Source organism: Lonepinella sp. MS14436, from assembly GCF_042470565.1.
In the GTDB taxonomy this organism is placed as follows: Bacteria; Pseudomonadota; Gammaproteobacteria; order Enterobacterales; family Pasteurellaceae; genus Lonepinella.
The window spans coordinates 1,854,396-1,880,441 of sequence record NZ_CP170385.1; the positions used below are offsets into that span (position 1 = coordinate 1,854,396).

General features: G+C 39.3%; 21 protein-coding genes and 1 other RNA gene. 9 read left to right on the top strand and 13 right to left on the bottom strand.

The window, feature by feature from the left end:
* Positions 1-208: 208 nt before the first annotated feature.
* From dnaK to O1Q81_RS08920, 6 genes are all read left to right on the top strand, one after another.
* Positions 209-2,107: a molecular chaperone DnaK gene (gene dnaK, locus O1Q81_RS08895; RefSeq protein WP_386690718.1), complete on the top strand. Its 1,899-nt coding sequence runs from the start codon at positions 209-211 to the stop codon at positions 2,105-2,107.
* 66 nt (positions 2,108-2,173) lie between these two features.
* Positions 2,174-2,770, top strand: coding sequence for a hypothetical protein (locus tag O1Q81_RS08900; RefSeq protein WP_386697175.1), 597 nt, complete (start codon positions 2,174-2,176; stop codon positions 2,768-2,770).
* Between the two features lies 1 nt (position 2,771).
* Positions 2,772-3,002 (top strand): DUF2798 domain-containing protein, encoded by a 231-nt coding sequence (locus O1Q81_RS08905; protein WP_386690722.1) that lies wholly within the window; start codon positions 2,772-2,774, stop codon positions 3,000-3,002.
* Positions 3,003-3,016: 14 nt separating this feature from the next.
* Positions 3,017-4,147, top strand: a complete 1,131-nt coding sequence (dnaJ, locus tag O1Q81_RS08910; RefSeq protein ID WP_386697177.1) for a molecular chaperone DnaJ — start codon at positions 3,017-3,019, stop codon at positions 4,145-4,147.
* A 431-nt stretch (positions 4,148-4,578) separates the two neighbouring features.
* Entirely contained in the window at positions 4,579-5,058 is a 480-nt protein-coding gene (locus O1Q81_RS08915; protein ID WP_386697180.1) for a DUF6622 family protein, read from the top strand.
* A 68-nt stretch (positions 5,059-5,126) separates the two neighbouring features.
* Complete coding sequence (locus O1Q81_RS08920; RefSeq protein ID WP_386697181.1) at positions 5,127-6,308, top strand: MFS transporter; 1,182 nt, start codon at positions 5,127-5,129, stop codon at positions 6,306-6,308.
* 227 nt (positions 6,309-6,535) lie between these two features.
* Here O1Q81_RS08920 and rnpB read toward each other — a convergent pair.
* An RNA gene (gene rnpB, locus O1Q81_RS08925) (RNase P RNA component class A) lies at positions 6,536-6,930 on the bottom strand.
* A 118-nt stretch (positions 6,931-7,048) separates the two neighbouring features.
* Between rnpB and O1Q81_RS08930 the strand changes: the two genes are divergently transcribed.
* A complete protein-coding gene (locus O1Q81_RS08930; protein WP_386687125.1) occupies positions 7,049-7,984 on the top strand; it encodes a KpsF/GutQ family sugar isomerase in 936 nt (311 codons plus the stop codon).
* Positions 7,985-7,997: 13 nt separating this feature from the next.
* Positions 7,998-8,540: a KdsC family phosphatase gene (locus O1Q81_RS08935; protein WP_386697184.1), complete on the top strand. Its 543-nt coding sequence runs from the start codon at positions 7,998-8,000 to the stop codon at positions 8,538-8,540.
* A 78-nt stretch (positions 8,541-8,618) separates the two neighbouring features.
* On the opposite strand, the gene dcuC is transcribed toward O1Q81_RS08935, so the two are convergent.
* From dcuC to O1Q81_RS08985, 10 genes are all read right to left on the bottom strand, one after another.
* The gene (gene dcuC, locus O1Q81_RS08940; protein ID WP_386687129.1) at positions 8,619-9,911 is read right to left on the bottom strand and encodes a C4-dicarboxylate transporter DcuC; all 1,293 of its coding nucleotides are present in this window, start codon (positions 9,909-9,911) and stop codon (positions 8,619-8,621) included.
* Positions 9,912-10,027: 116 nt separating this feature from the next.
* Positions 10,028-12,112, bottom strand: coding sequence for an AAA family ATPase (locus tag O1Q81_RS08945; protein ID WP_386697186.1), 2,085 nt, complete (start codon positions 12,110-12,112; stop codon positions 10,028-10,030).
* 157 nt (positions 12,113-12,269) lie between these two features.
* Positions 12,270-13,028 carry a PP2C family protein-serine/threonine phosphatase gene (locus O1Q81_RS08950; RefSeq protein ID WP_386692602.1) on the bottom strand — a complete coding sequence of 253 codons (759 nt, stop codon included), beginning with the start codon at positions 13,026-13,028 and terminating at the stop codon, positions 12,270-12,272.
* Between the two features lie 82 nt (positions 13,029-13,110).
* Complete coding sequence (locus O1Q81_RS08955) at positions 13,111-13,608, bottom strand: opioid growth factor receptor-related protein (protein ID WP_386697188.1); 498 nt, start codon at positions 13,606-13,608, stop codon at positions 13,111-13,113.
* Between the two features lie 144 nt (positions 13,609-13,752).
* Complete coding sequence (locus tag O1Q81_RS08960; RefSeq protein WP_386687136.1) at positions 13,753-14,634, bottom strand: hypothetical protein; 882 nt, start codon at positions 14,632-14,634, stop codon at positions 13,753-13,755.
* Between the two features lie 3 nt (positions 14,635-14,637).
* A complete protein-coding gene (locus tag O1Q81_RS08965) occupies positions 14,638-15,282 on the bottom strand; it encodes a hypothetical protein (RefSeq protein WP_386697190.1) in 645 nt (214 codons plus the stop codon).
* Positions 15,283-15,423: 141 nt separating this feature from the next.
* Complete coding sequence (locus tag O1Q81_RS08970; protein WP_386697192.1) at positions 15,424-16,365, bottom strand: helix-turn-helix transcriptional regulator; 942 nt, start codon at positions 16,363-16,365, stop codon at positions 15,424-15,426.
* A 201-nt stretch (positions 16,366-16,566) separates the two neighbouring features.
* Entirely contained in the window at positions 16,567-17,649 is a 1,083-nt protein-coding gene (locus O1Q81_RS08975; RefSeq protein WP_386697194.1) for a Fic family protein, read from the bottom strand.
* A gap of 185 nt (positions 17,650-17,834) precedes the next feature.
* Positions 17,835-21,740 carry an ATP-dependent RNA helicase HrpA gene (gene hrpA / locus O1Q81_RS08980; RefSeq protein ID WP_386697195.1) on the bottom strand — a complete coding sequence of 1,302 codons (3,906 nt, stop codon included), beginning with the start codon at positions 21,738-21,740 and terminating at the stop codon, positions 17,835-17,837.
* 3 nt (positions 21,741-21,743) lie between these two features.
* A complete protein-coding gene (locus tag O1Q81_RS08985; protein WP_386697198.1) occupies positions 21,744-22,196 on the bottom strand; it encodes a DUF441 domain-containing protein in 453 nt (150 codons plus the stop codon).
* A gap of 288 nt (positions 22,197-22,484) precedes the next feature.
* On the opposite strand from O1Q81_RS08985, the gene O1Q81_RS08990 reads away from it, so the two are divergent.
* Positions 22,485-23,414: an AEC family transporter gene (locus O1Q81_RS08990; RefSeq protein ID WP_386687150.1), complete on the top strand. Its 930-nt coding sequence runs from the start codon at positions 22,485-22,487 to the stop codon at positions 23,412-23,414.
* On the opposite strand, the gene O1Q81_RS08995 is transcribed toward O1Q81_RS08990, so the two are convergent.
* Complete coding sequence (locus tag O1Q81_RS08995) at positions 23,392-24,981, bottom strand: peptide ABC transporter substrate-binding protein (RefSeq protein WP_386697201.1); 1,590 nt, start codon at positions 24,979-24,981, stop codon at positions 23,392-23,394. The two genes, O1Q81_RS08990 and O1Q81_RS08995, sit on opposite strands and share 23 nt — an antisense overlap.
* A 13-nt stretch (positions 24,982-24,994) precedes the next feature.
* Positions 24,995-26,038, bottom strand: coding sequence for an outer membrane-stress sensor serine endopeptidase DegS (gene degS, locus O1Q81_RS09000; protein ID WP_386697204.1), 1,044 nt, complete (start codon positions 26,036-26,038; stop codon positions 24,995-24,997).
* Positions 26,039-26,046 lie beyond the last annotated feature (8 nt).

The following is a 26,046-nucleotide window of genomic DNA, read 5'->3' on the forward strand; positions in this document are numbered from 1 at the left end:
TCATTGCTCTCTTGAAATCAATTAAATCAACCTTACTTTATCGATACGACAAAAAATGTGATTTTGTACTACGATTTTAAAATTCCAGAAATTTTTTAAAATTGCCCTTGAAAAAACAAAAGCCAACCACATTTTAAGTAACAAGCAAGCAAGCCAAGATAAATTAAAGGCATTGCGAAAACCAATTCAAACTAGGAGAAAACAAATTATGGGAAAAATTATCGGTATTGACTTAGGTACAACTAACTCTTGTGTAGCAATCATGGATGGCGACAAACCACGTGTCATTGAGAATGCGGAAGGTGATCGCACAACGCCGTCAATTATTGCTTATACTAATGACAATGAAACTTTAGTGGGACAACCAGCAAAACGTCAAGCTGTAACCAATCCAAAAAATACCTTATTCGCTATCAAACGTTTAATCGGTCGCCGTTTTGAAGACCAAGAAGTACAACGTGATGTGAACATTATGCCGTTCAGCATTGTGAGAGCAGATAATGGTGATGCGTGGGTAGATGTGAAAGGCGATAAATTAGCACCACCACAAATTTCAGCCGAAGTGTTGAAAAAAATGAAAAAAACTGCCGAAGATTTCTTGGGCGAAACGGTAACAGAAGCAGTTATCACTGTGCCTGCGTACTTTAACGATGCACAACGCCAAGCGACTAAAGATGCAGGTCGTATCGCTGGTCTTGATGTTAAACGTATTATCAATGAACCAACCGCTGCCGCATTAGCTTACGGCTTAGACAAAGGCAAAGGCAACCAAACCATTGCGGTTTACGACTTGGGTGGTGGTACATTCGACTTGTCTATCATCGAAATTGATGAAGTCGGTGGCGAAAAAACCTTTGAAGTATTAGCAACCAATGGTGATACTCACTTAGGTGGTGAAGACTTTGATAACCGTGTAATCAATTACTTGGTAGATGAGTTCAAAAAAGAACAAGGTGTTGATTTACGCAACGATCCATTAGCGATGCAACGTTTAAAAGAAGCAGGCGAAAAAGCCAAAATTGAACTTTCTTCTGCTCAACAAACAGACGTGAATTTACCTTATATCACAGCTGATGCGACTGGACCAAAACACTTAAACATTAAATTAACTCGTGCAAAATTAGAAGCATTAGTAGAAGATTTAGTGGCTCGTTCCATTGAACCTGTAAAAGTAGCGTTAAATGATGCGGGCTTGAGTATTTCACAAATTGATGATGTACTTCTTGTGGGCGGTCAAACTCGTATGCCATTAGTGCAACAAAAAGTAGCAGAATTCTTTGGTAAAGAACCACGCAAAGACGTGAACCCAGATGAAGCCGTTGCAGTGGGGGCTGCAGTACAAGGCGGTGTGTTATCTGGTAATGTGACTGACGTATTATTATTAGACGTTACCCCATTATCATTAGGTATCGAAACCATGGGCGGTGTAATGACTACCTTAATTGAGAAAAACACTACGATTCCAACTAAAAAATCGCAAGTGTTCTCAACGGCGGAAGATAACCAAAGTGCGGTAACCATCCACGTGTTACAAGGTGAACGTAAACAAGCGTCAGCCAATAAATCTTTGGGTCAATTCAACCTTGAAGGCATTAACCCAGCACCACGCGGTATGCCACAAATTGAAGTGACGTTTGATATTGACGCAGACGGTATTATCCACGTTTCTGCTAAAGATAAAGGAACAGGTAAAGAACAACAAATCACTATCAAAGCCTCATCTGGTTTAAGTGATGAAGAAATTCAACAAATGGTACGTGATGCCGAAGCCAACGCCGAAGCAGACCGTAAATTTGAAGAATTAGTCCAAGCTCGCAATCAAGCAGATGCAATTGTTCACTCTACTCGCAAACAATTAAGCGAAGTAGGCGACAAACTTTCTGCTGATGACAAAGCTCCGATTGAAAAAGCCTTAGGCGAGCTTGAAACCGCAGCCAAAGGTGAAAATAAAGCGGAAATTGATGCGAAATTGCAAGCGTTAATTCAAGTATCTGAAAAATTAATGCAAGCCGCTCAACCACAACCAGACGCTCAACAAGCTCAAGGCGGAAAACCAAATGATGATGTGGTAGATGCGGAGTTTGAAGAAGTGAAAGATAATAAATAATCTTTATTATCCATTAATTAAGGGCGTAGGTTTACGCCCTTTTGGTGTATTTATTAAGGAATAACAATGAAACAATTATATTTAGCATTAGTTCCAACATTACTATTGACTGCTTGCTCTAGCGCTGCCCAACCATTAACTAAAGACGCATTAGTGGGGGAATGGATTTGTACCACAGAATATAAACATGCCAATGTTGGTACGGTTGATTTCATGACCTTAAATGCAGATGGATCATTAAAAGATGATAATTATATTTTAGATCATATCCTGAATGTTCTTACAAATAAAAATATAGATAATTATTTTAGTTCTCCATTTAGATATCTCAGCATTAATGAAGGAACATGGAAATTATCGGATGATACCTTAACTTATGATTTAAAACAAAAAGACTTCAAACGTCTGATTACGACAAGTATTTGGGAAGATATCCAAAAAGGCAATGAACTCCGAAAACTAGAAGAAAAAATATATCATATTCATTCTTCTAATAAAGGTGATGAAGTTAAATTAACATTTAATAAATTTATTAAAGATGGTTTTATTCTTAGCCAAAAGATAAATGGTGCCACCTACGAGAGCGAATGTTTAAGTAAAAATGTATCAAATTATAAATACATTGAAGTATATAAAAATCCACAATTAATCAAAGAGAACTAAAATGGCAATTAAACGAAGATGGTTTCGCCCCATTATGGTTACGGTGTCGGTATTTATTTATTCTTGTTTTATTTCACTTGGAATGACCATCGTGAATATCGGTATTACACCTGACTTTTTATTGATTTGGGGTAAAAACTGGTTTACCGCTTTCTGTGTCGCATTCCCAACTATTTGGTTTTTACAACCAGTGATTGCCCAATGGGTGCATAAAATTAAATTTACTGATTAACTGAGCAAAAAATTATGGCAAAACGAGATTATTACGAAGTACTAGGTATTCAAAAAGGGGCGGATGACAAAGAAATCAAACGCGCCTATAAACGCCTAGCGATGAAATATCACCCTGATAGAACCAAGGGCGATAAAGACAGCGAAGAAAAATTTAAAGAAATTAACGAAGCATACGAAATCTTAAATGACAAAGAAAAACGGGCTGCCTACGATCAATACGGTCACGCTGCTTTTGAACAAGGTGGATTTGGTGGCAGTGCTGGCGGATTTGGCGGAGGCTTTGGTGGTTTCGGTGGATTTGAAGATATTTTCAGCGAAATGTTTGGCGGTGGTGCAAGTCGTCAACGTGTAGTACGTGGTGACGATTTACGCTACGACATTGAGATTACCCTTGAAGAAGCGGTTCGAGGTATCACCAAAGATATTCAAATTCGTACTCTTGTACATTGTGAGCAATGTGATGGCACGGGTGCAGAAAAAGGTTCTAAAGTGGAAACCTGTCCAACCTGTCACGGACAAGGTCGGGTTCGCCGTCAACAAGGTTTCTTTGTGACTGAAACCGCTTGCCCACATTGTCATGGTACAGGTAAGAAAATTGAAAAACCTTGTAAAAAATGTCATGGTGATGGTCGGGTACATAAAACTGAAAGTCTTTCTGTTAAAATCCCTGCTGGGGTGGACACTGGCAATCAATTACGCTTGGCAGGTAAAGGGGCAGCAGGTGAACATGGAGCTCCAGCAGGCGACCTTTATGTGGTTATTCATGTACAAGATCACCCGATTTTTGAACGTGACGGCAACAATTTATATTGTGAAGTACCAATTAGCTTTACTCAAGCTGCATTGGGTGGTGAAATTGAAGTCCCAACTCTTGAAGGTCGGGCGAAATTAAAAATCCCAGAAGGCACCCAAACAGGCAAAATGTTCCGCATGCGTGGCAAAGGTATTAAAGCAATGCGAAGCGGTTACGCAGGCGATTTAATCTGCAAAATCATTATTGAAACCCCTGTTTCACTCAATGAAGAACAAAAAGAATTGTTGCGTAAATTAGAAGAAAGCCTAGACGGACACACAACCCAACGCCCAAAACATTCCAGTTTCTTTGACAGTGTGAAGAAGTTTTTTGATAATTTAGGCAAATAGTGCTATCCAAATAAGATGCGGAGCATCGCCACTATCATTAACCCCGTACGCAAGTACGGGGATTTTGCTATTTATTCCCCTTTATTTCAACGACCCTGCACTAGCGTGCAGGGTTAGGCATAGTTACGCCACTCCGTGGCTGTTCCTTTAGATGCGGAGCATCGCCACTATCCACTAACCCCGTACGCAAGTACGGGGGATTTTGCTATTTATTCCCCTCTACTCCAACTACCCTGCACTAGCGTACAGGGTTAGACATAGTTACGCCACTCTGGGCTGTTCCTTTAGATGCGGAGCATCGTCACTATCCACTAACCCCGTACGCAAGTGCGGGGGATTTTGTCAGAATTTTTATCCCAATAGATATTGCATTACGTCTAAAAACAGGCATAAAATAATTTATCCATTTTCCATTCAACAAAAGGAAAATTATGATGGAAATTATCAAACATACCCCAATTTGGGCGTGGATCATTCTTGTGATACTCACCTTACTCGGCTTACGCCAACTTCGACCACGACAAATTAGAACCTTTCAATTATTTATTGCCCCCATTATCTTTTTTCCCTTAATTATCATCAATATCAGTCGAAATCACCATTATGAACTTGCTACCCTTGCCTTTCTTAGTGGGTTGATTCTTGGGGCAATTTTGGTTCAACTCAGCAAGCAATGGCAAACCATCACACCAATCGCCCAAGACAAATGGCAACAACAAGGCAGCGTTCTTCCTTTAATCATCTATCTGTTTATCTTCCTTTCTCGCTACTTTGAAACCGTGGTAAGAACCATTCAACACCCATTAATGGATAATCAACATTTTATCCTGTTTATCGGTATCAGCACGGGTATTTGTTTAGGATTTAATGGTGCAGTGTCTTGTTTGGCGGTGTGGAAACAAAAACGGTAAAATAATCTTATAAAAGTCCCCCAAGTGCGGTAAAATCTACTGCACTTTTTCTTTTTTCAGAGATCTTTATGCTCACCCCAACCACTCACATTGAAAAACCTGCCAATTTGGTGGCATTTGCATTTTTGCTAATTGCCTTTTTGACAGGTATTGCTTCCTCTTTCCAATTGCCGACATTGAGCCTGTTTTTGTCGCAAGAAATTCAAGTTTCGCCTGCGATGGTCGGTTATTTTTACGCCATCAATGCCATTATTGGGATTGGATTAAGCCAAATACTGGCAAAATATTCGGATAAAATGGACGACCGCCGCAAAGTAATGCTGTTTTGTTGTACATTGGCTATTGGCGGTTGTTTAGTATTTGCTTTTAGTCGTGATTATCTTTGGTTGGTATTGTTTGGCACTACCCTACTCGGTTTGGGATCCTCCGCCAATCCACAATCTTTTGCCTTAGCTCGTGAATATGCAGATAGCACGGGCAAAGAAACCGTGATGTTTTCCACCATTATGCGAACCCAAATTTCACTCGCATGGATTGTCGGACCGCCACTTTCCTTTAGCATTGCATTAAATTGGGGCTTTGATTGGATGTATTCTATTGCAGCATTAGCCTTTTTATTTTGTGGAATAATTGCCATTACATTATTGCCGAAAGTGCCTCATAAAAAAACGGAGCAAAATACTCTATTACAAGCCCCTGTTAATAACCGTAAAAGTGTTATTTATCTATTTGTCACCGTCTTTATGATTTTTAACTGTAACGGTATGTATTTAATTAATATGCCATTATATGTAATTAATGAATTGCACTTATCAGCAGAATTAGCAGGAACGTTAATGGGAACGGCGGCAGGATTGGAAATCCCAATTATGTTATTAGGGGGATATTTAACCAAATACTTCAGTAAAAAAGCCTTAATTTTCACCGCACTTGGTGCAGGATTGTTATTTTATCTTGGCTTGTTAGTTTTCCAAAATACGTGGCAATTAGTCTTGCTACAATTTTTTAATGCCATATTTATAGGCATTATTGCTACGCTAGGTATGGTGTATTTTCAAGATTTAATGCCACGTCAGGCTGGTGCTGCGACCACGTTATTCAGCAATGCTGCTAAATTAAGCTGGGTGGTTGCTGGTCCGATCGCAGGTTGGTTAGCTCAATTTTGGCATTATAGTACGGTGTTTTATGTGTCGTTTTTGATGATTGCGATTGGGGCGGTGTGTTTGATAAAGGTGAAAACAGCGGGGTAATTTTGCCCCCCTCAGTCCTTCGGACAGCTCCCCCCGCAAGCTGGGGGAGCAAAATCCCTCACAAACAGAGGGAGCAAAATATTCCCTTTCTTCCCCCTGCTTGCGGGGGGAAGTCCCCGAAGGGGGAAAGGGGGCAAAATTCAAACAATTTAGTATAAAAAACATTATGCCCCCAATCACCCCCAACCCAAATAAAACAACAGGGAAAATGGGGGCTTTGCCAAAATAACTTGAGTTGATCGATAAGCCGAGTTCTGTCATGGACAATCATTCCTCTAGGCGTACGTTCGCACGCACGCTCAAGCAACCTACCCGAACTCTGAGCGGGCAACCCATTGAGTTCCTATTTGATCTTGCTACGAGTGGAGTTTACCTTGCCGTAAATTGTTGCCAATTACGCGGTGCGCTCTTACCGCACCCTTTCACCCTTACCCCTCACCTAAGTTACTAGGTGAGGGGCGGTCTGCTCTCTGTTGCACTGGTCGTGGGATCGCTCCCCCTAGGCGTTACCTAGCACTCTGCCCTGTGTAGCTCGGACTTTCCTCTCATCTATTTGTCCCACTAGATCGTTCTTACGAACACTTTAGGGCTTCAATAAACCAGCGATTGTCTGATCAACTCAGGGTGCAGTATAACGGAATTTTTCCTAGAGAGAAATTAAAACTTGCGTTAAAATGGAAACATTCTTTCAGGTGATAAAAACGATGTCTTTTTTCACCGCACTTTTGAGGATATAACGAATGGATCATCTACATTATGCTCGTGAAACCATTAGTATGGCGGAGCAGGCGTTAGATAAATTAAGTCGAACTCTTGATAACACCTTTAATGATGTGGTGGAATTAATTCTAAAATGTAAAGGTCGTATTGCCATTAGCGGCGTAGGTAAATCTGGACTTATTGGGCAAAAAATTGTCGCCAGTTTCGCCTCAACAGGTACACCAAGCTTTTTTTTACACCCAACCGAAGCCTTTCATGGTGACTTAGGTATGTTAAAGCCCCTTGATGTGGTGATTCTTATTTCTTATAGCGGTGAAAGTGACGAAGTCAATAAACTCATTCCAAGTTTAAAGAATTTCGGTAATAAAATCATTGCATTGACCAGTAACAAAGATTCAACCTTAGGCAAACACGCTGATTATGTATTAGACATTACCATTGAACGTGAGGCTTGCCCGAATAACCTTGCTCCAACAACTTCGGCTTTAGTTACTTTAGCTTTAGGGGATGCGCTAACAGTCGCATTAATCTATGCTCGTGATTTTAAACCAATAGACTTTGCCAAGTTCCATCCCGGTGGTTCGTTAGGTCGCCGTTTACTTTGCCGCGTGAAAGATCAAATGCAAACTCGCTTACCGATTACCCTACTCTCTACCAGCTTTACCGATTGTTTGACAATTATGAACGAAGGTCGAATGGGGGTTGCTTTGGTCATGGATAATAATAGATTACAAGGCATTATTACGGATGGCGATATTCGCCGTGCATTAACCTCTAATGGTGTAGCCACACTAAGTAAAACCGCTCAAGATTTAATGACCAGAAATCCGAAAACTATTCATCAAGATGAATTCTTAACAACTGCTGAAACCTTTATGAAAGAGAAAAAAATTCACTCTTTGGTGGTTGTTAATGATCAAAATGAAGTCGTTGGCTTAGTGGAATTTTCAAGTTAAAACAGGGTTAAACATGCTAGATAAATTACAAAAAATCAAATTAGTGATCACAGATATTGATGGTGTACTCACGGATGGATTATTACATTATGATGCTAACGGCGAAGCCATTAAAAGTTTCCATGTGCGTGATGGTTTAGGCATTCGTATGTTGATAGAACAAGGGATTCAAGTAGCCGTCTTATCTGGACGTTCTTCTCCGATTTTACAAAAGCGTATGGCAGATCTTGGCATTACATTGTCTATTCTAGGTAAATTAGAAAAAGAAACCGCCTGCTTTGAATTAATGCGACAAGCCAATGTTAGCCCCGAACAGACCGCTTATATTGGAGATGACAGCGTAGATCTACCCGCTTTTGCAGTCTGTGGTTTATCTTTTGCGGTCGCTGATTCAGCTGATTATGTGAAAGAAAATGCCGATTATGTACTCACCCTATGTGGTGGCAAAGGGGCATTTCGTGAAATGTCTGATCTGATTTTAAAGGCTCAAGGTAAAACGGATATTTATGCTACGGCAAAAGGCTTTTTGAAATCTGTGCAAAATATGGCTCAATAACCATAACCTGAAAAAAGAGTAAAAAAACACCGCACTTTTGGCTAAAATCACGCAAGTGCGGTGTATTTTGGTTCAGATTTACAACATAAACAACGCTAAAAATAAGGTCGCTAAAATCATACTTGGGGCGGTACGTTTCACCATTTCCACTGGGCTAACCATTGCTAATCCCGCACAAACAATGGTTACGCCTGCTATTGGTGAAGCAGTTCGACCAATCGCGCCAGCAATGGCGGCTGCCATACCTAAATTAACATGAGTGTAACCTAGCTCCACGGCGTGCGGTGTCACAGCGGTATTAAAGGCAATCGCAGCAGCATCGCCTGAGCCTGTTACTACACCCATTAAGAATGGACCAATAGTCGCTCCCCAACGCACAAATTCATTGGAATGTTTTAAAAATTCAATGGCGGAATCTACTGCACCAGTGGCTTTTAAACCAGAAACAAATACGCTGGCAGCAATGATAATACCTAGCACATTGGCATAAGAATTACCCATACCATTAAAAAATTCTTCGGTGATTTTTACTGGCGAAATACGTGTCACTACAATGGCATAAATTGCTCCGATCAACATCGCTTGTGGCACGCCCATTTTGGTCCATTCTAAACCAGACACCTGTTGTAATGATGTACCACCAATAACCAAAATGACTAAAGGAACTAACGGAGCAAGGGCATACAATGGATTAACTTTCTCAAAATGTGATTCTGTTTCTTGATTTTCTTGAATATAGGCTTGACGATGTTGTTCACCGTAATCTTTAAACACAATGGCTAAAATCGTCAACACTAAAGCACCAATCGCCCCAGCAATCATGGTATAAGGTGCGTGGGAAAGGTTGACTTCAGTAATCGTTAATCCTGACATTTCACTGATCATTGCAGTATGGGAAGACCCAGGACTCATCATTGAACCGAATGTCCCTGCCAAAATCGCTGCCCCAGCAGTGGCTGGTCGTACGCCTGCACTTTTTAACACTGGAATTAACGTTGCCCCCACAGCAGCTGCACAACCTGCGGCAGATGGAATGGCAATATTAATAAAGAACGTAATAATCGTTGCAATCGGAATTAAAAAGAATTTTAAACCGCTTAAAGGTTTCGTGAGTAAATGCACTAAATGGCTATCGCATTGAGTAAATTTCATCACATAAGCAAACCCCATACTTGAACAGATCGCCATAATCAAGCCACCTGATGTCATGGATTTGGCAAACGCATCTAAGGCTTCCATGGGTTTTAAGGTAATAATTGCCATTACCAACCCCACCCCGATTAATACGGTGCGAGTTTCGTATTTTTTGATGAGTAAATAAATCGTGGCGATAATACCTAGAATTGCTATGATAGCGTTGAATTGAGCCATAGTTTTTCCTTATTTTGTTCTAGTCTATAAAAAACAACTGCTATTATGTGCCATAATGAGGCAAATCAAAAGGATAATATTTCAGTTTCTTGATGTATGTCACAAAATGAATAAGACTAAAACCCCATTTTTACCTGACCTTTCACCACGGGCTTTAATTCACATTCTTTCGCCAACGCCATCACCCAAGTTTCCCCATTTTCAAAAGGCGAAAACTGATGACGGCGAGCTACGGCGGCAAAATCCCCAGCAGTCAAATAATCAATCTCGGCTAATCGCATAAAATCTTGTTCATTTAAGGCAATCCCGAGATTTTCCGCCTGACATTTCGCCAATTCGCAAACTTGCGTTTGATTTAAATAATCAAACTTCAATTTGAGATCAAAACGGCGTAGCACGGCAGGATCAAGACTGTCCATTAAATTGGTGGACACCACCAACAAGCCATCAAATTTTTCAATTTGGGTGAGTATTTCATTCACCATTGAGCGTTCCCAACTGCGATCCGCCCCATTTCGGTCAAATAAAAAACTGTCCACTTCATCTAACACCAATAGCATATTATTTTCCTTGGCTTTGTTAAATGCACGGGCGATTTTCTGCTCCGTTCCGCCCACATAAGGATCGAGTAAATCCGACCCATTGAGTTGCAACAAGGGCAACGCCGCTTGCTCCGCTAACCATTTTGCCCACGCCGTTTTGCCCGTCCCTGCTGGACCATAGCAACAAATTCGCCCCCGTTTATGTTGCTGTAAACCTTGGCTAATTTGATGAATATTGTCCGTACAAGCAATAAAATCTAAAGAATAATGCACCGCACTTTGATTTAGCGGTTCGATTTTTTTATAGCCTTGAGCTTGCAAGGTTTGGTTAAACCAGTTTATCGCTACATTACCATCAATTTTATCTTGATGTGCTGCAAGCTGATTCATAATCGTAAAGCCTTTATCAATCAACGCTGGCGAAATGGCATCTTGCACCGCAAAATGATGCACATAATCGGCAGATAATTTATTCCCCACTTTTTCTAAAATCAGTTTTTCTTTATTCTTAATTGGTAAATCCGGCATTTCAAAAATAAAATCAAAACGGCGTAAATAGGCAGGATCAATGCCTTGAATCTGATTCGAAAGCCAAATAATCGGCACCGCATTATTTTCTAATAATTGATTTACCCAAGCTTTGTGAGATTGCGCAATGGATTTTTGAAAAAAACCACCATAAAACACATCTTCCACCTCATCAAAAATAATCATAGCCTGTTGCTCTGCTGTTTCTAATAAACGTTGGGCTAAGCGACAATTATTCAAACGTTCCTCTCCATCAATAATATCGCCATCTTTATCTTCCGCAGTTAAGGTATAGCAAGGTAGTGCAAGTTGTTTAGCGACTAAAGTCGCAAATTCCGTTTTGCCCACACCTGCTTTGCCGTGAATAAAAATATTGATACCACGTTTTTTATTTGCCAAACTTGGTGTTAAATAATCAAAAAGTTGCTGTTTAAATTCATTAATATGTGCAAACTGTTCAAGATTTAATTTTGGTTCAACACTTTCACTTAAACAGCGTGCTAATAATATTTTGTAATCAATTTCAAAATTCGCAAAATCGTGAATATCGACAATATCGTTCCAACGAATAAAATCTTTTACTTCATTACTATAATTGTTGCGAGTTAAAATTCCGTAACTAAACAACTTTGATTTTTTATTTAAAGCGTTTCTTAATTTACCTTTTGGAATAAGTAATACACTGCTCATAATTTCCAAACAATCATTTAAGTTAAGATCATTTTGACGTGATAAATCCAATGCTGAAACCAACCCTTTTTCTAATTCCAAATGCACAGAGAAACGCAGTAAAGCTTGTTCAGTTTCGGAAAGATTAAGTAACGATGTAATAAAATCAATGTTTTTCTCCAACATTTTCCATTCAGCTTCATTATCAGATTCTTGCTGAATTTCCACAAAACGTGCTTTTAATAAACGTTCAGCTGAATATTGCTGTTCATCATTTGTATCAAAAAATGGAATTGCTGCATTCGGTGGAATACCTAATGCATAGGCTAAATGACTATCCGCCCAAGTATTTCGTTCAATAAAAAATCGCCACGCATTGCAATCAAACAAATAGCGTAAAATAATTTTTTGGCTGTAAATTGAAAGGGAACTGCGTTGTAATTGATATTTTGTTTCCATCATAAACTCCTTAGTATTAACATTCTCGCTATAAATAAGCTTAAAGGGAAAATTAAAGGTCGATTTAGGATAATTTTATGAATTGATACGACAAATTGTGTCGCAAAAAAAAGTAATAAAAAGAAAAAGGATCATTACAATCCTTTAGATTGAAAGGAAACTAGGCTTTATACGTCCACGCCACTGCCGAAAAATCATCGCTCCATTTTAAGGTATGTACTTTTTTTGCTTCTTGGCAATACCCCCGTAAACGCTGTTCATTGGTGGTATAACTTCGCCAAATATCAGTCAAGCGTTTAGCTTCAATAAAATCCGTCAAGCCATCGGAACATAATAATAAACTTTCATTCGGCTTAAGCTGATAATCTTGGCTAAAAATTTGAAAATCATCACTTTCAAAATCTGCGATTAAACAATCCGATAACATATAATACATCTCAGCATATTCGCCACTGGGATCAAGATGTTTATTCTCATTTAAATACCAATTTAGCACAGTATGATCATAGCTTAATTGAATAAACTCGCCTTGCTCCGTAATTTTATACACCCGACTATCGCCTACATTCACGATTTTAATTCGCCCATTTTCAAATAATTGTGCGGCGACTAATGTGGTCGCTGAACCGCATTGAAAGGGAAAATCATCACAAAACTGTAAATGCGTTTTCCTTACCCATTGACTATTTAATACATCACAATTTTTAATCTGCTCCATCCAATAACGACTGGCTTTATGAGAATTGGGCGTAGCAGAAACCCCATCCGCCACGGCAATAATCGGATGTGGCTTTTCTACCAACATGGTTTCTGCGTTCTTATTTTTATATTGATACACATCAATGCCATTAAATAACGCATCTTCACAAGGAAATTTATAGTTTGAACGTTGGCAAAAAGTAATTGGATAAGCTGCCATTTAATGTTCCTTTTCTCTATTCAAGCATACATTGATTAACCAGCTTTTATTTCATCTTAAAAGTCAATTTTGAGAAATTTTTTCAGTCTTCAAAAATACCTTGCCAAATTTCTAACGTATCGGGCAATAAATAGCCTTTTTCTTGTCCCAATTTAATCGCTAACTGTTGTAAATTACGAGCCAGCGGTTCTTGTCCTAATAATTTCAGACTGCGAATAATACGACTGATTTTTTTCTGTTGATGACCAATATTTTTAAGCCAATAGGATCGTTGTGTTAAGGTTTCTGTGATGGTTAATTCCGTGCCATTTCGCTGTATTTCAAAATACGCCATAATCGCATCAAAGGCTTGCAAAAAACGCTGTTGAATCTGTTCATTTTGTTTGAAAAAGTCAATTTCATCGGACGAAAGCAAAGGCATTTTTTTGTTCCATTTAGAGCGTTCCAACACTGGGAAAAACCACGGAATCCAGAAATAACCTAATTCAATAGCTAACGGCTCAATCGCTAACATTTGTTCAAAGCTAAAATTCATTTCGCTTTTACGTTGGTCTAGGTAAAATTCAATAACAGGGTGCATAATGTTCTCCTTTAATGGGGGAAAGTGCGGTGAAAAATCGCAAAATTTTTGTTTTTTCACCGCACTTTGGAATTTCCAACGTAATTTTATTCTTTTTGACGACAAAGTGTGTCGCATAGAAAGGTGATATAGATTTTATATTTATCACATACACAAGTTTTCCATAGTACCTTCTTGAATGATTTCTGTAATCCAATCCTCTAATTCTGGGAAATATTGGCTATCCATGACAAATTCTTGACCACGATATACAGACTGTAATATAACTTTATCATTACTCGCAGTGTACTCAATCCAACGTTTTGAATTATGATGGGAACTTAAAGCATAATCTAAATTATCAGGTTTAAACCACCTTGGTAAAAGCCATTGGCTTTTTGATCTCCCCTCTGCTGTAAGTTGTAATTTTTCAGAAAAACGAAAAACTCCCGCTCCAAATTCTGAAGATTTGGAATAATTTGATTTATCTTTAGAAATATATACCGTGTTGGTTGATAGATTAGTGCTATTATAATGTGGATGCTGTTTTAAAAAATGATACTGTTGAATGAGATTTTCTTTATTCTTATCAGTAAAATTCAATACATTTTCGATTTCTAACCAACCAAATAAAGAATGAATATCTTTACCACAATATTTCCATTTCCCTTTTACTTCTTCAACGTGTTTAAACCAACCAAAGAATAAAAACACATCATTAGTATTTACCTTATGATTAGATAATATTCCTTGAGCAGCATTTACTTGACCTAAAGATGGTCTCCAATCCTTTGGTCTATTATTAGGATTTCGATTCAAATCAGGATCAAGATGTAAATGTCTTATTCGTGCATCATTACTTAAATTAGGATGTAAATCCAATATCAACTTTTTAATGTCCACACCATCTAAATATAAATCATTTGGACAAACTGAATCTTTTTCAGAATAGATAGGGAAAGATAACATTCTTCCATCTGGTAAAATTGGACTTGGAAATTTCCAATTTCCGCCATCTGCACCTTTTCTTGACAAAATCACTTTCATAATTTACTCCCAATTTTTAGGCTCAAGTGGTAATTTTGGATTACCATAAAATTTAAATTCTTGTAATCCTCTTAATTCTAATTCCTTATTTATAAATTCAATAAATGGTTCTAAATAAGGAATATTAGCTTTCGATTTATGACCTCTATTAGGTATAATTCTATGAAACTTTTCTGGAATTCTCAGATCAATATTTTCACCGTTACCAAAATACATGAATTTTTTACCCAGTAATACATTTTTTCCTTTCTCTACATCAGTATGATAGCAATTAATACCATGACCAGAACGAGATTTTAATGGCTGATGAGAAATACCAAACGACTCAACTTTCCAAATACAATCTCCATTATAATCATTTTCATAACAAGGTATTTTATTCTTGAGAAGTGGATCTGTTTCACATCGAATAATATAATCATGCCAACTTATCACTTCATCAACAATCATAATATACACAATCCTATTGCTATTTTCTCTAGTATCAAATCCAACAATTAAATCTCCAACTTTAGCAGTTCGCCTAATAACAGGCTTACAAATCGCTAATGAGCAATAATATTGATCAGGATTAGGTGCTGTTCCATGATCATAAGCTACTTTGTAAGTATAAAAAGTAGGGTTCATATTTTTATTCAAATTGAACATAAATATCTCCATAAACTAAATATAAAATAAAATGTGCAATATAAAAATCACAAAATTTTTTGTTTTCTCACCGCACTTTGAGATTTCAAAGAGAATGTTATCCATTTACACGACAAACTATGTCGCATCAATGGTTAAATTTCAATTTTTTTCAATATCCCAAATATCATTCCCAAATTTCGCCAGCCACCAATCTAACATTTCGCTGTCCACTACCGTAGCTTGAAAACGATAATGCTGTTCGGATTGTTCTAAAATTTGTTGATCCGCAGACAAGGGCGTTTCGGTTAAATGAAAGCCAGCGTACTGTGCCACGGAAAACCGCAGCTGAATCAGTTTGCCGTTGCCAAAGCCAAAATGGGCATCGTTCACATAATTTTTCAACACAAAATCGGTCGGGCGTTCAAAATACATCGTGGAAAAATCCGCAGATTTAATGCGGTGCAAGGCAAGATGTTTCGGCGTGTCATCATCTTGATAACGCACCACTAAATAGCTACTCGCCCCCTGTTGCACCAAAGCTAACGGCATTATTTTGGCTTGATGAGAACGGTATTGCCCTTGATAATTCACCATCAAATAGCGATTTTCAAATAGTGCGGTGCTAATGGTTTCAAAAATTTTACTGTTCACTTTGGCAGGCAAAAGCGGTTGACTGGTGGGGGCAATGGCAACTTTATTTAGCCATTGTTTTTCTCGCTTTTTATTATCACCATTCAGTTGCGAACGAGCTTGCTCAAAAAAACCTTGCATTGAACGCATAATATTGGCAGGTAACAAGGTTTTAAGCTGTTCTTCGGCAAGGCGTAACACAAGGGCTTGTTGTGGACTTAAGCTAGGAATATTTAAGCCATTGGAATTTTTCTTCCAGCAATAACCATAGGGTTTAGAACGGTCATCCACTTCAATATCAAAATGTTCTGCCAACACTTTAAGCAAGCGTTGAATTGAGCGTTTATCACGTACATAACCCGCATCTGCCAATTTTTGTTGTAATTCTTGACTGTCGATTTTTCTGCTTTTCGGAATATTGCATAATACTTCAATGGCTAACAAGGCAGTGTCTAGGCTTTTTTCGGACATATTTTCCTCTAAATTTCGTTAATCATTCACAACGCCATTTTATCCAAAATAGGGGGGTTTGTCCCCAGCCACTAGACAAATAAATATGTAATGATGTTTACTTACTCTGTCAAGAGTAAGTAAAAAGGAATGTATTCCTTTGGCTCAAAGAACACCGCATTTTTCTTAAAGATATAGTGAAATTTACAAGATCAACTTACCCTATTGTTCCATTAACAAATGATACAAATCCACATTGATATAAAAATTCTCTTTGCCAATTTTCACTTTCTGCAAAACACCTAACTGAACCAGCTCATCTAACCGTTTCACTGCCGTGTTGCGGTGAATTTGGCAGTCTTCGGCAACAAAATCAATTTTGGTATAAGGGTGTTTATATAAATTATTAATAAGTTCGTGGCTATAGACTTTTGGTAAATTTGCCCTAATCTTTTGCTTGTGCTGTTGCATTAATGCTTTGATTTTCGTCACTAATATAACGGTTTGTTTTGCCGTTTCCGCAATACCATTGAGCATAAACACCAACCAATTTTCCCACTGTTTATCCTCTCGCACTGCTTGCAATAAGCGGTAATATTCGCCTTTGTTGTGATTGATATAACGGGAAAGATATAAAATTGGTGTATCTAATAAACCTTGTTGAATTAAATACAGAATATTGATTATTCGCCCTGTTCGTCCATTGCCGTCATAAAACGGGTGAATACTCTCAAATTGATGATGAATTAATGCCATCTTTACCAAAGGATCGTAATCTATTTGTTCGGAATCGTTAATAAATCGCTCTAAATTTGCCATATATTGCTCAATCAAGCCTAACGTTTGCGGTGGCATATAAACGATTTTTTTCGTCTGTTGATTCACTAAACCAGTTCCCTGTTGTTGGCGAAAACCTGCATTATTCCCTTCTAAAACAGCTTGTACATCTTTAATTAAATTCAATTTAATCAATCCATTAGATTTAATCGCATCAAACCCCAATCGCATTGCTTGTGCATAATGATGCACTTCTTTAGCGGCAACGGTGGCAAATTGTTGGGTTGAAAAATTACTTTGATACAAATCATCTTGTGTGGTGATAATATTCTCAATTTCAGAACTTTCTTTCGCTTCTTGTAATGGCAATGTTCCCAACAAAATATGCTGATTCGGGATCGTTTGCACCAGCCCTTTTAGTTCACCTAATGCCTGATGAGCCTGATTCGTTGCTTTTAATACCGCTTTGGTTTCCACCTCACCTAAAGCAAAAAGATCGGGAATTTGATAGCTATTTTCCATATTCATTCTTACCTCTCTCGCTATAACATACACACATCTTTCTCACTTCTTGTGTATAGCATCCTAACGTACACAAGTTTTTGTGATTTTTTGTGTATATTAACATAACACACACAAGTTTTCTGCATTTCTTGTGTGCGTTATTTTATCATACACAAATTTTTCCGTCTTCTTGTGTATAAACAAACTTGCTACATCTCATTAATAATATTCAACACCCTTTTATCCGAAATCGGGTATTTCGTCCCCAACTGTTGAGCAAACAAACTCACTCTAAGTTCTTCAATCATATAGCGAATTTCCAACACTTCTGCGGAGTGCGGTTTAGATTTTGGCAGTTTTGCTAACAGCTGATTGTAGGCTTGTTGGCATTGTTCTACTCGGAGCATTGCAGTCCTGTCTCGGTTGGTGTCTTGGGTGAGTTTGTCTAGGCGTTTATCAATGGCTTGAATGTAGCGGAGCAAATCTGGCAGTCTGGCGTAGCCTATTTTTTCCACAAAACCCTGATAAATCAATCCGTTCAGTTGGGCTTTAATGTCAGACAGGGCAAAGGCTTGGGTGAAATCCATTTTGCCTTTTAGGCGTTTGTTGATTTCAAAGGTGAGCGTGAGCAAGCGTTCTACCTGTTGAGCGATGTCTACGGTGATGTCGTTGAGATTTTCTCGCACGAAATCCCGTAATTTATCAAAATCCGTTTCGTTCCACACGAAACCGCCAAAATCGGCGATCAGTTTGTCCACACCGCAGGCGATACAGTCATCAATTAATTCCAGCACTTTGCCGAACGGGGTGAAATATAGCCCCAGTTTGGATTTGTTGGGTAATTTTTCGTGTAAATATTTGATCGGTGATGGCACGTTGAGCAAAATTAAACGGCGTAACCCCTGCTGCATTGCCACGCTTTGCTCGTATTCGGTTTCAAATAATTTAATCCCCACCGCATCTTTTTCGTCCGTAATAGCAGGAAAGGCTTTGACCGTAAACCCTTGTTTTTTCTGCTCATAACATTGCGGAAGTTGGTCAAAATTCCAAATATGAATCCCTGATTGCTCAATGCCATCATCTGCCACGGCGGAAATGCTAGCTTGCACCCGATCTTTGAGATCAAATTTAAGCTGATCTAAATTCATACTTTCGGCAATTTTTTTGCCTTTGTCGTCCACCACACGGAAGGTCATTTTTAAGTGCGGTGCAATTTGCTCAAAATTCCATTGCTCAGGTTCAACGGCTACGCCTGTCATTCGGCGAAACTCGTGGCTTAAGGTTTCCGTCAATGGCTTATCAAAATTGGTTACTCGCCCTAAAAACGCATCGGCATAATTGGGGGCTGGCACGAAATTGCGGCGGAGCGTTTTCGGTAAGGCTTTGATTAAAGCGATAATCAATTCTTGGCGTAAACCGGGGATTTGCCAGTCAAAACCTGTCATTTCAATTTGATTGAGCAACGGCAATGGAATATGCACCGTCACGCCGTCTGCGTCCGTCCCTGGTTCAAATTGATAAGTCAGTTTGAGCTTAATATTGCCCTGTTGCCAGAAATTCGGGAAATCCAGTTGGCTCACTTTTTGTGCATCGTCATTCATCAAGAACGATTTTTCAAAATTGAGCAAATCAGGATCGTTTTGGCTTGCAGTTTTCCACCAGCTATCAAAATGTTTCTGCGACACCACGTCCGCCCCGATGCGTTCATCGTAAAACTCAAATAAGGTGCGGTCGTCCACCAAAATATCACGGCGGCGGGATTTATGCTCCAGCTCTTCCACTTCACGCACTAATTTTTGGTTGGCAAAAAAGAACTTGTGGCGAGTATTCCAATCCCCCTCCACCAGTGCGGATTGAATAAAAATCGCACGGCAGGTTTGCGGTTCAATTTGGCTAAAATTCACAGGGCGACTTGCCACAATCGGCACTCCATACAGGCTCACTTTTTCATCGGCAATCACTTGCCCACGGGATTTTGACCAACGGGGTTCGGAATAACTGCTTTTGGTTAAATGTTTGGCAAGCGGCTCGATCCATTCTGGCTCAATTTCCGCCACCATTCGCCCCCAGAGTTTAGACGTTTCCACTAATTCTGCTGCCATTACCCATTTCGGCTGTTTTTTAAACAATACCGAATTAGGAAAAATCGCAAAATGCGCGTTTCTTGCCCCTAAATATTGGCTTTTTTCATTATCTTTCAAACCAATATGCGACAGCAAACCGCTCAAAAGTGCGGTGTGAATTTGCGGATATTTTGCCGCTTCCGAATTGATCGGCAAGCCCAATTCTCGCACTTGGGTTCTGATTTGATGATAAATATCCTGCCATTCCCGAATCCGCAAATAATTGAGAAAATCCTTTTGACATAAACGGCGAAATTGGTTTTTGGTCAGCTCTTTTTGGTTGGTTTGAATATAATTCCACAGGTTCAGCCACGCCATAAAATCGGATTTTTTGTCGGCAAAACGGCGATGTTTATCGTCTGCGGATTGTTGTTTTTCCTGCGGTCGCTCTCTCGGATCTTGAATGGACAGGGCGGACACGATAATCATTAATTCGTGCAAACAGCCTTGTTCCACCGCCGCCAAAAGCATTTTGGCAAGGCGGGGATCCACAGGCAATAGAGCGAGCTGTTTGCCTTGTTGAGTTAAAACCCGTTTTTCGCCAAATTTAGTTTGTTTAAATTCAAAGGATTGCAATTCTTCCAACAATTTAATGCCGTCTTGAATATGGCGTTTATCGGGGACATCCACAAAAGGAAAGGCATCAATATCGTCCAATCCCAACGCCGTCATTTGCAAAATCACGCTGGCTAAATTGGTGCGTAAAATTTCAGGATCAGTAAATTCAGGGCGGTTGTTGAAATCCTCTTCCGAATACAGGCGAATACAAATCCCTTCACTCACCCGACCGCAACGCCCTTTGCGTTGATTAGCAGATGCTTGCGAAATCGGCTCAATAGGCAGGCGTTGCACTTTGGTGCGGTAGCTATAACGAGAAATGCGTGCCGTACCAGGATCGATCACATATTTAATCCCTGGCACGGTCAAGGACGTTTCCGCCACGTTGGTTGCCAATACAATACGATTAAGTCCGCTCGGGTGGAAAATTTTATTTTGTTCTTGGGCGGACAGGCGTGCATACAAGGGCAAGATTTCCGTATGGCGAAGATCTTGTTTTTGCAACATTTCCGCCGTATCCCGAATCTCTCGCTCGCCGTTTAAAAAGATCAGAATATCGCCTCTGCCCTCGGCTTGTAGCTCATCTACCGCGTTAGCAATGCCCTGTAATTGATCTTCTTCATCATTGTCTAACATTGGACGATAACGCACTTCCACTGGATAGGTTCGCCCTGATACTTCTAAAATTGGGGCGTTGTTAAAATGCTTGGAGAAACGTTCCACATCAATGGTCGCTGATGTGATAATGACTTTCAAATCAGGACGGCGTGGCAACAGCTGTTTGAGATAGCCGAGAATAAAATCGTTATTCAGTGAGCGTTCGTGGGCTTCGTCAATAATCAGCGTATCATATTGATTTAAATAGCGATCGGTTTGAATTTCCGCCAGCAAAATACCGTCTGTCATCAGCTTAATTTGGGTTTGCTCGCTGATTTGATCGTTAAAACGCACCTTATAACCCACCATACCGCCGAGTTCTGTTTGCAATTCTTCCGCAATACGAGCTGCCACCGAACGAGCCGCAATACGGCGTGGCTGTGTGTGTCCAATCAAGCCTTTTTGCCCAAGACCCAGTTCTAAACACATTTTCGGTAATTGGGTGGTTTTGCCCGATCCTGTTTCGCCTGCGATCACCACTACTTGATTTTCACGAATTAATTGTTGAATTTCCGCTTTGCGTTGGCTGACAGGTAAATTTTCGGCAAAAACTATGGGATTTTTCACCGCACTTTTACGTTGATTTAAACGTTCTTGTGCCTGTTGAATTTGGCTTTGAATTTCAGCCGACACGGCTTGTTGGCTTTGTTCATTTTTAATTTGACCTATGCCTTTAATGCGAGCGGCAATTTTCCGTTCGTCAAGGATCATCACGTCCTTGAGTTGGTGAAATAAGGTTTTTTGCAACGGATTTAACGGGATTCTGTTTGGTTTCATGATTTATTTTACCCCAATTAATAGAGATAAAATCCCTGCTGCAATCAAGGGACCGACTGGAATACCGCCGAGAAATGCCACGCCTAGCACGGTGCCGATCAATAAGCCCGTGAGTAAAATCGGTTGGGTTCCCATTAAACTGACCCCACACCCACCGAGCCATGCTACCAATGCCCCCACTGCCAATGCTACTAACATTTTCCAATCTAATAGGGATTTTATATCGGGTAATTGAATTTTACCTGACACCAGCGGACTGAGTACGCCGATAGTTAAAATGATAATTCCGATGGTTAAGCCATTTTTTTCTACAAAGGGGATGTATTGGCTCAAGAAAGTTTGTTGCATTAACAATAAGATAGTGGCAGAAATAGTAATTGAGCTGTTGTGGCTGAGTACGCCGAGTAGAATCAGTACGACCAGTAATAGGGCAATGGCGTTGAATTGTAGTGACATTTGTAATCCTTTTTTGTTTGTTGTTATTTTTGCCCCCCTTCCCCCTTCGGGGACTTCCCCCCGCAAGCAGGGGGAAGGAAATTTTATCTTCGCTCTTCGGGAACTTCCCCCTCAAGCAGGGAAGGAAATTTTTATCTTCGCTCCCCCTGTTTACGGGGGGAGCTGTCCGTAGGACTGAGGGGGGCTTGCAGAAATTTCTCCCATTATAACAAAATATCACATTTTTTTATTTCCATTTTTAGCCAAAATCGGTACTATGAAATCCTACTCATTCAACGGAAACGCACTATGGATATTGCCTTAATTCTAGCCAGTAAAATCGCCGAACTCACTTTAATTGTATTATTGGGTTACGGTTTGGTGAAGTCGAAATTATTGCAACCGAAAGATACTTTTCCCCTTTCGGTAGTCGGGGTGTATATTATCAGCCCTGCGGTGATGATTAAGGCATTTCAAATTGATTACAGCCCTGAATTGTTGCGTGGCTTGTTGTTGTCCGTTTCAATGGCGATCCTGTTGCATATTATTTTAATCATCTTAGGTGTAGTGCTAAAAAAGGTGTTTAAGCTAGATGGGGTTGAACACGCTGCGGCGATTTATTCTAACTCGGGTAATCTGATTATTCCCTTGGTGATGTCGATGTTTGGCGATGAATGGGTGATTTATGCTACCTGTTTTATTGTGGTGCAAACGGTGTTATTTTGGACCCATTGTCGTGGTTTAATTTGTGGAGAAAAATCTTTCTCCCTGAAAAGAATCGTAAAAAATATCAATATTTGGTCAATTATTGTGGGAGCGACCTTGTTTGCTTTTCAGATTAAATTACCGACTATTGTGTTGGGAACATTGTCGTCCATCGGGTCATTTATCGGTCCGAATGCGATGTTAATTGCAGGTATGCTAATCGCAGGTATTCCGTTACGCAGTATTTTATCATCGAAACGGGTTTATTTAGTCACCTTTTTACGCTTAATTTTTGTGCCACTTTGCTTAATGGTAGTGATTAAACTAGGACATTTTGCCAACCTTGTAGAACACGGAGAAACCATTGCGTTAATCAGTTTCTTAGCCACCATTAGCCCAGCAGCGGCTACTGTAACACAGATTGCTGTGCTACACGGCAAGGATGCGAAAAAATCCAGTGCGATCTATGGTGTGAGTACGATGCTTTGTGTGATTACCATGCCGTTAATTATTACTTTGTATCAGTTGCTTTAGGCGAATTTAAACGATAAAGATCTTTACTATAAATCACACTGGTCGGGTTAATAAGATTATAACCTGCTATGCTAGGGGCAATACTAATCGGCATTGCATATTGAAAAATAGGTACTACCACATCTTCTTGTTGTATCCGTTCAATAATTTTGCGATAAAGTGCGGTGCGTTTTTGGTCAGAAATATCACTTGCTAAGGTCTGCTCTAACCACAAATCAATTTCTTTATCTGAAAATCCCATTTTATTATCCGCACTTTTTGAATGTAACAGAGATAAAAAGGCTGAGGGATCATTGTAATCAGCACACCAACCTGAACGGATTATCTGAAAATCCCCTTTACTTCGTTGCTCCAATAAGGTTTGATAAGAAACAGGATCCGCCTGCATACGAATTAAATCTGACTGTGACCATGCTCGAATTAAATGTTCTGCTATTTGTTTATGCAACCCATTATCATCGTAGGTTAAACGTAAATTTAGAGGTTTTTGCTCCGTAATACCTGCTTGCTGTAACTTCTGTTCAACCAGCGTAGGTTCAAAATCTCGTTCCTGCTCAAATTGCATATTATTAGGTAAATAATTAATACTATTTGGCATAATAAAAGGCGACTGAGGCAAGATATTACTTGGAACCATAGAAACTAAGGCATTGCGTACTGCTTTTTGTTTTAGCATCGGATCATGAAAATTAAATTCATAAAAATATGTACAAAGCTGAGGGAAATAATGGGTATTCGGCACTTTTTGTTGTACATTTTGAATAATATCAATGGAGCGATTTGCCTGTGAGGAACCCATTCTTTGATAAATCACTTGACTAAATGATCGACTATTTTCATTCCAATAATAAGGGTTTCGACTTAACTGAATATAATCCTCAAGCTGTTCTGCTATTTGATAAGCCCCATTTGAAACCAAATGCCCTTGTGGATCGACATTCGAATAATTTGGTAACAAGGCAATATGCACCAACATTTTAGGTAAATAAGGGGTGGATTTATCTAAGCTGATTTGTAACCTATGTTCATCCAAGGCTTGCACGCCAAGCTGTTGTTCAGGTAGAGTTTTCTCAATTACCGCAGTAGCATTTTTCACATTCATATAACGTAAAAATTGTTTTTGCGGATTATCTGACAATGCTAATTGTTGCCAACTGCGTACAAAATCCTGTGCGGTAATATTTTCGCCAGTTGACCATTTTGCATTATTCCGCAAAGTAAAAATCCATGTTTTTTGATCCGCACTTTTCCAGCTTTCCGCTACACCTGCGGTAATATTACCTTGCGGATCATAAATCACTAAGCCCTCAAATAAATCTCGTAACAGTGCAGCTTGCTCAGGTTGCTGAATTTTTTCAGGGTGTAAAATAAAATCATCATAAACCCCTCGTGTTAATATCTCAGCTTGATAAGTTGATGGCTTTTCTATTTGGGTTGTTGGTGGCAAAGATGGTTTAATCGGTGTTTGCTTGGGTTTGTTGGGTTCGCAAGCAAACAAGCAAATTAGGCTGAAAATTACCATAATAAATAATGTGGTAAATTTTATCCCCTTTATTTTGCTGTTCATGATCCCTCGTTCCTTAATTTACTGGATATTCTTCGATTGTTACAGGCAATTCAAAAATTCGACCTAAACGAGAAATCACCACTTTTACTTGCGTATTCGGTTTAGTATTGCTGATTACTTGCATTATTTGATCTGGAGAATTAGCGACCACATCATTAAATTTCAACATCACATCTCCAGCTTGAATACCTGCTTTGGCGGCGGGTCCATTAGTTACCACATTTTCAATTAAAATACCTGTACTAGCCACATCATTTTGTCCATTACTAAACAAAATATTGCTTTGTACCCCAAAATAACCACGAATCACTCGACCATCACGGATAATTTTTTTCATCACATCATTAGCAATTTCGATGGGAATTGCAAAACTTAGTCCCTCTGCAATTTCTGTGGCATCTTTACCAATACTTAATGTACTAATTCCAACTAATTCCCCTAAAGAATTAATTAATGCTCCGCCTGAATTACCACGATTAATAGATGCGTCCGTTTGAATGAAATTTTGGCGACCCACAGTTTCCCCTACCGCATTTCGACCTGTCGCACTAATGATTCCTTGTGAAACACTTTGCCCTAAATTATAGGGATTACCAATCGCTAAAACTACATCTCCAACATGAACTTGGCGTTCAGGATTTTGTGGAATCGTTGCCAACTTATCAGCTCGAATTTTTAACACCGCAAGATCGGTTAAACTGTCTGAACCAATCAGATTAGCTTCAAATACCCGTCCATCTTGCAAAGCCAGAATAATTTGATCCGCATTTTGAATAACATGTTTATTGGTCAGAATATAGCCATCTTTACTCATAATCACGCCAGAACCCAGATTATGAGTAGATACTTCTCCAGCATCTAAATTGGAATTACTGGTAAAAGTTTGGTTATACACATTAACCACCGCTGGGGAGGCGATCCGCACTGCGTCTTTAAAGGACATGACTTCGCTGGTTAATTTCAATGCGTTGCCGCCAGTAAATTTAGGAATCACAAACAAGATCAAACCAGCACATACTAAGCCAATTAACGCAGATTGTAATAATTTCTTTATCATAAATGCTG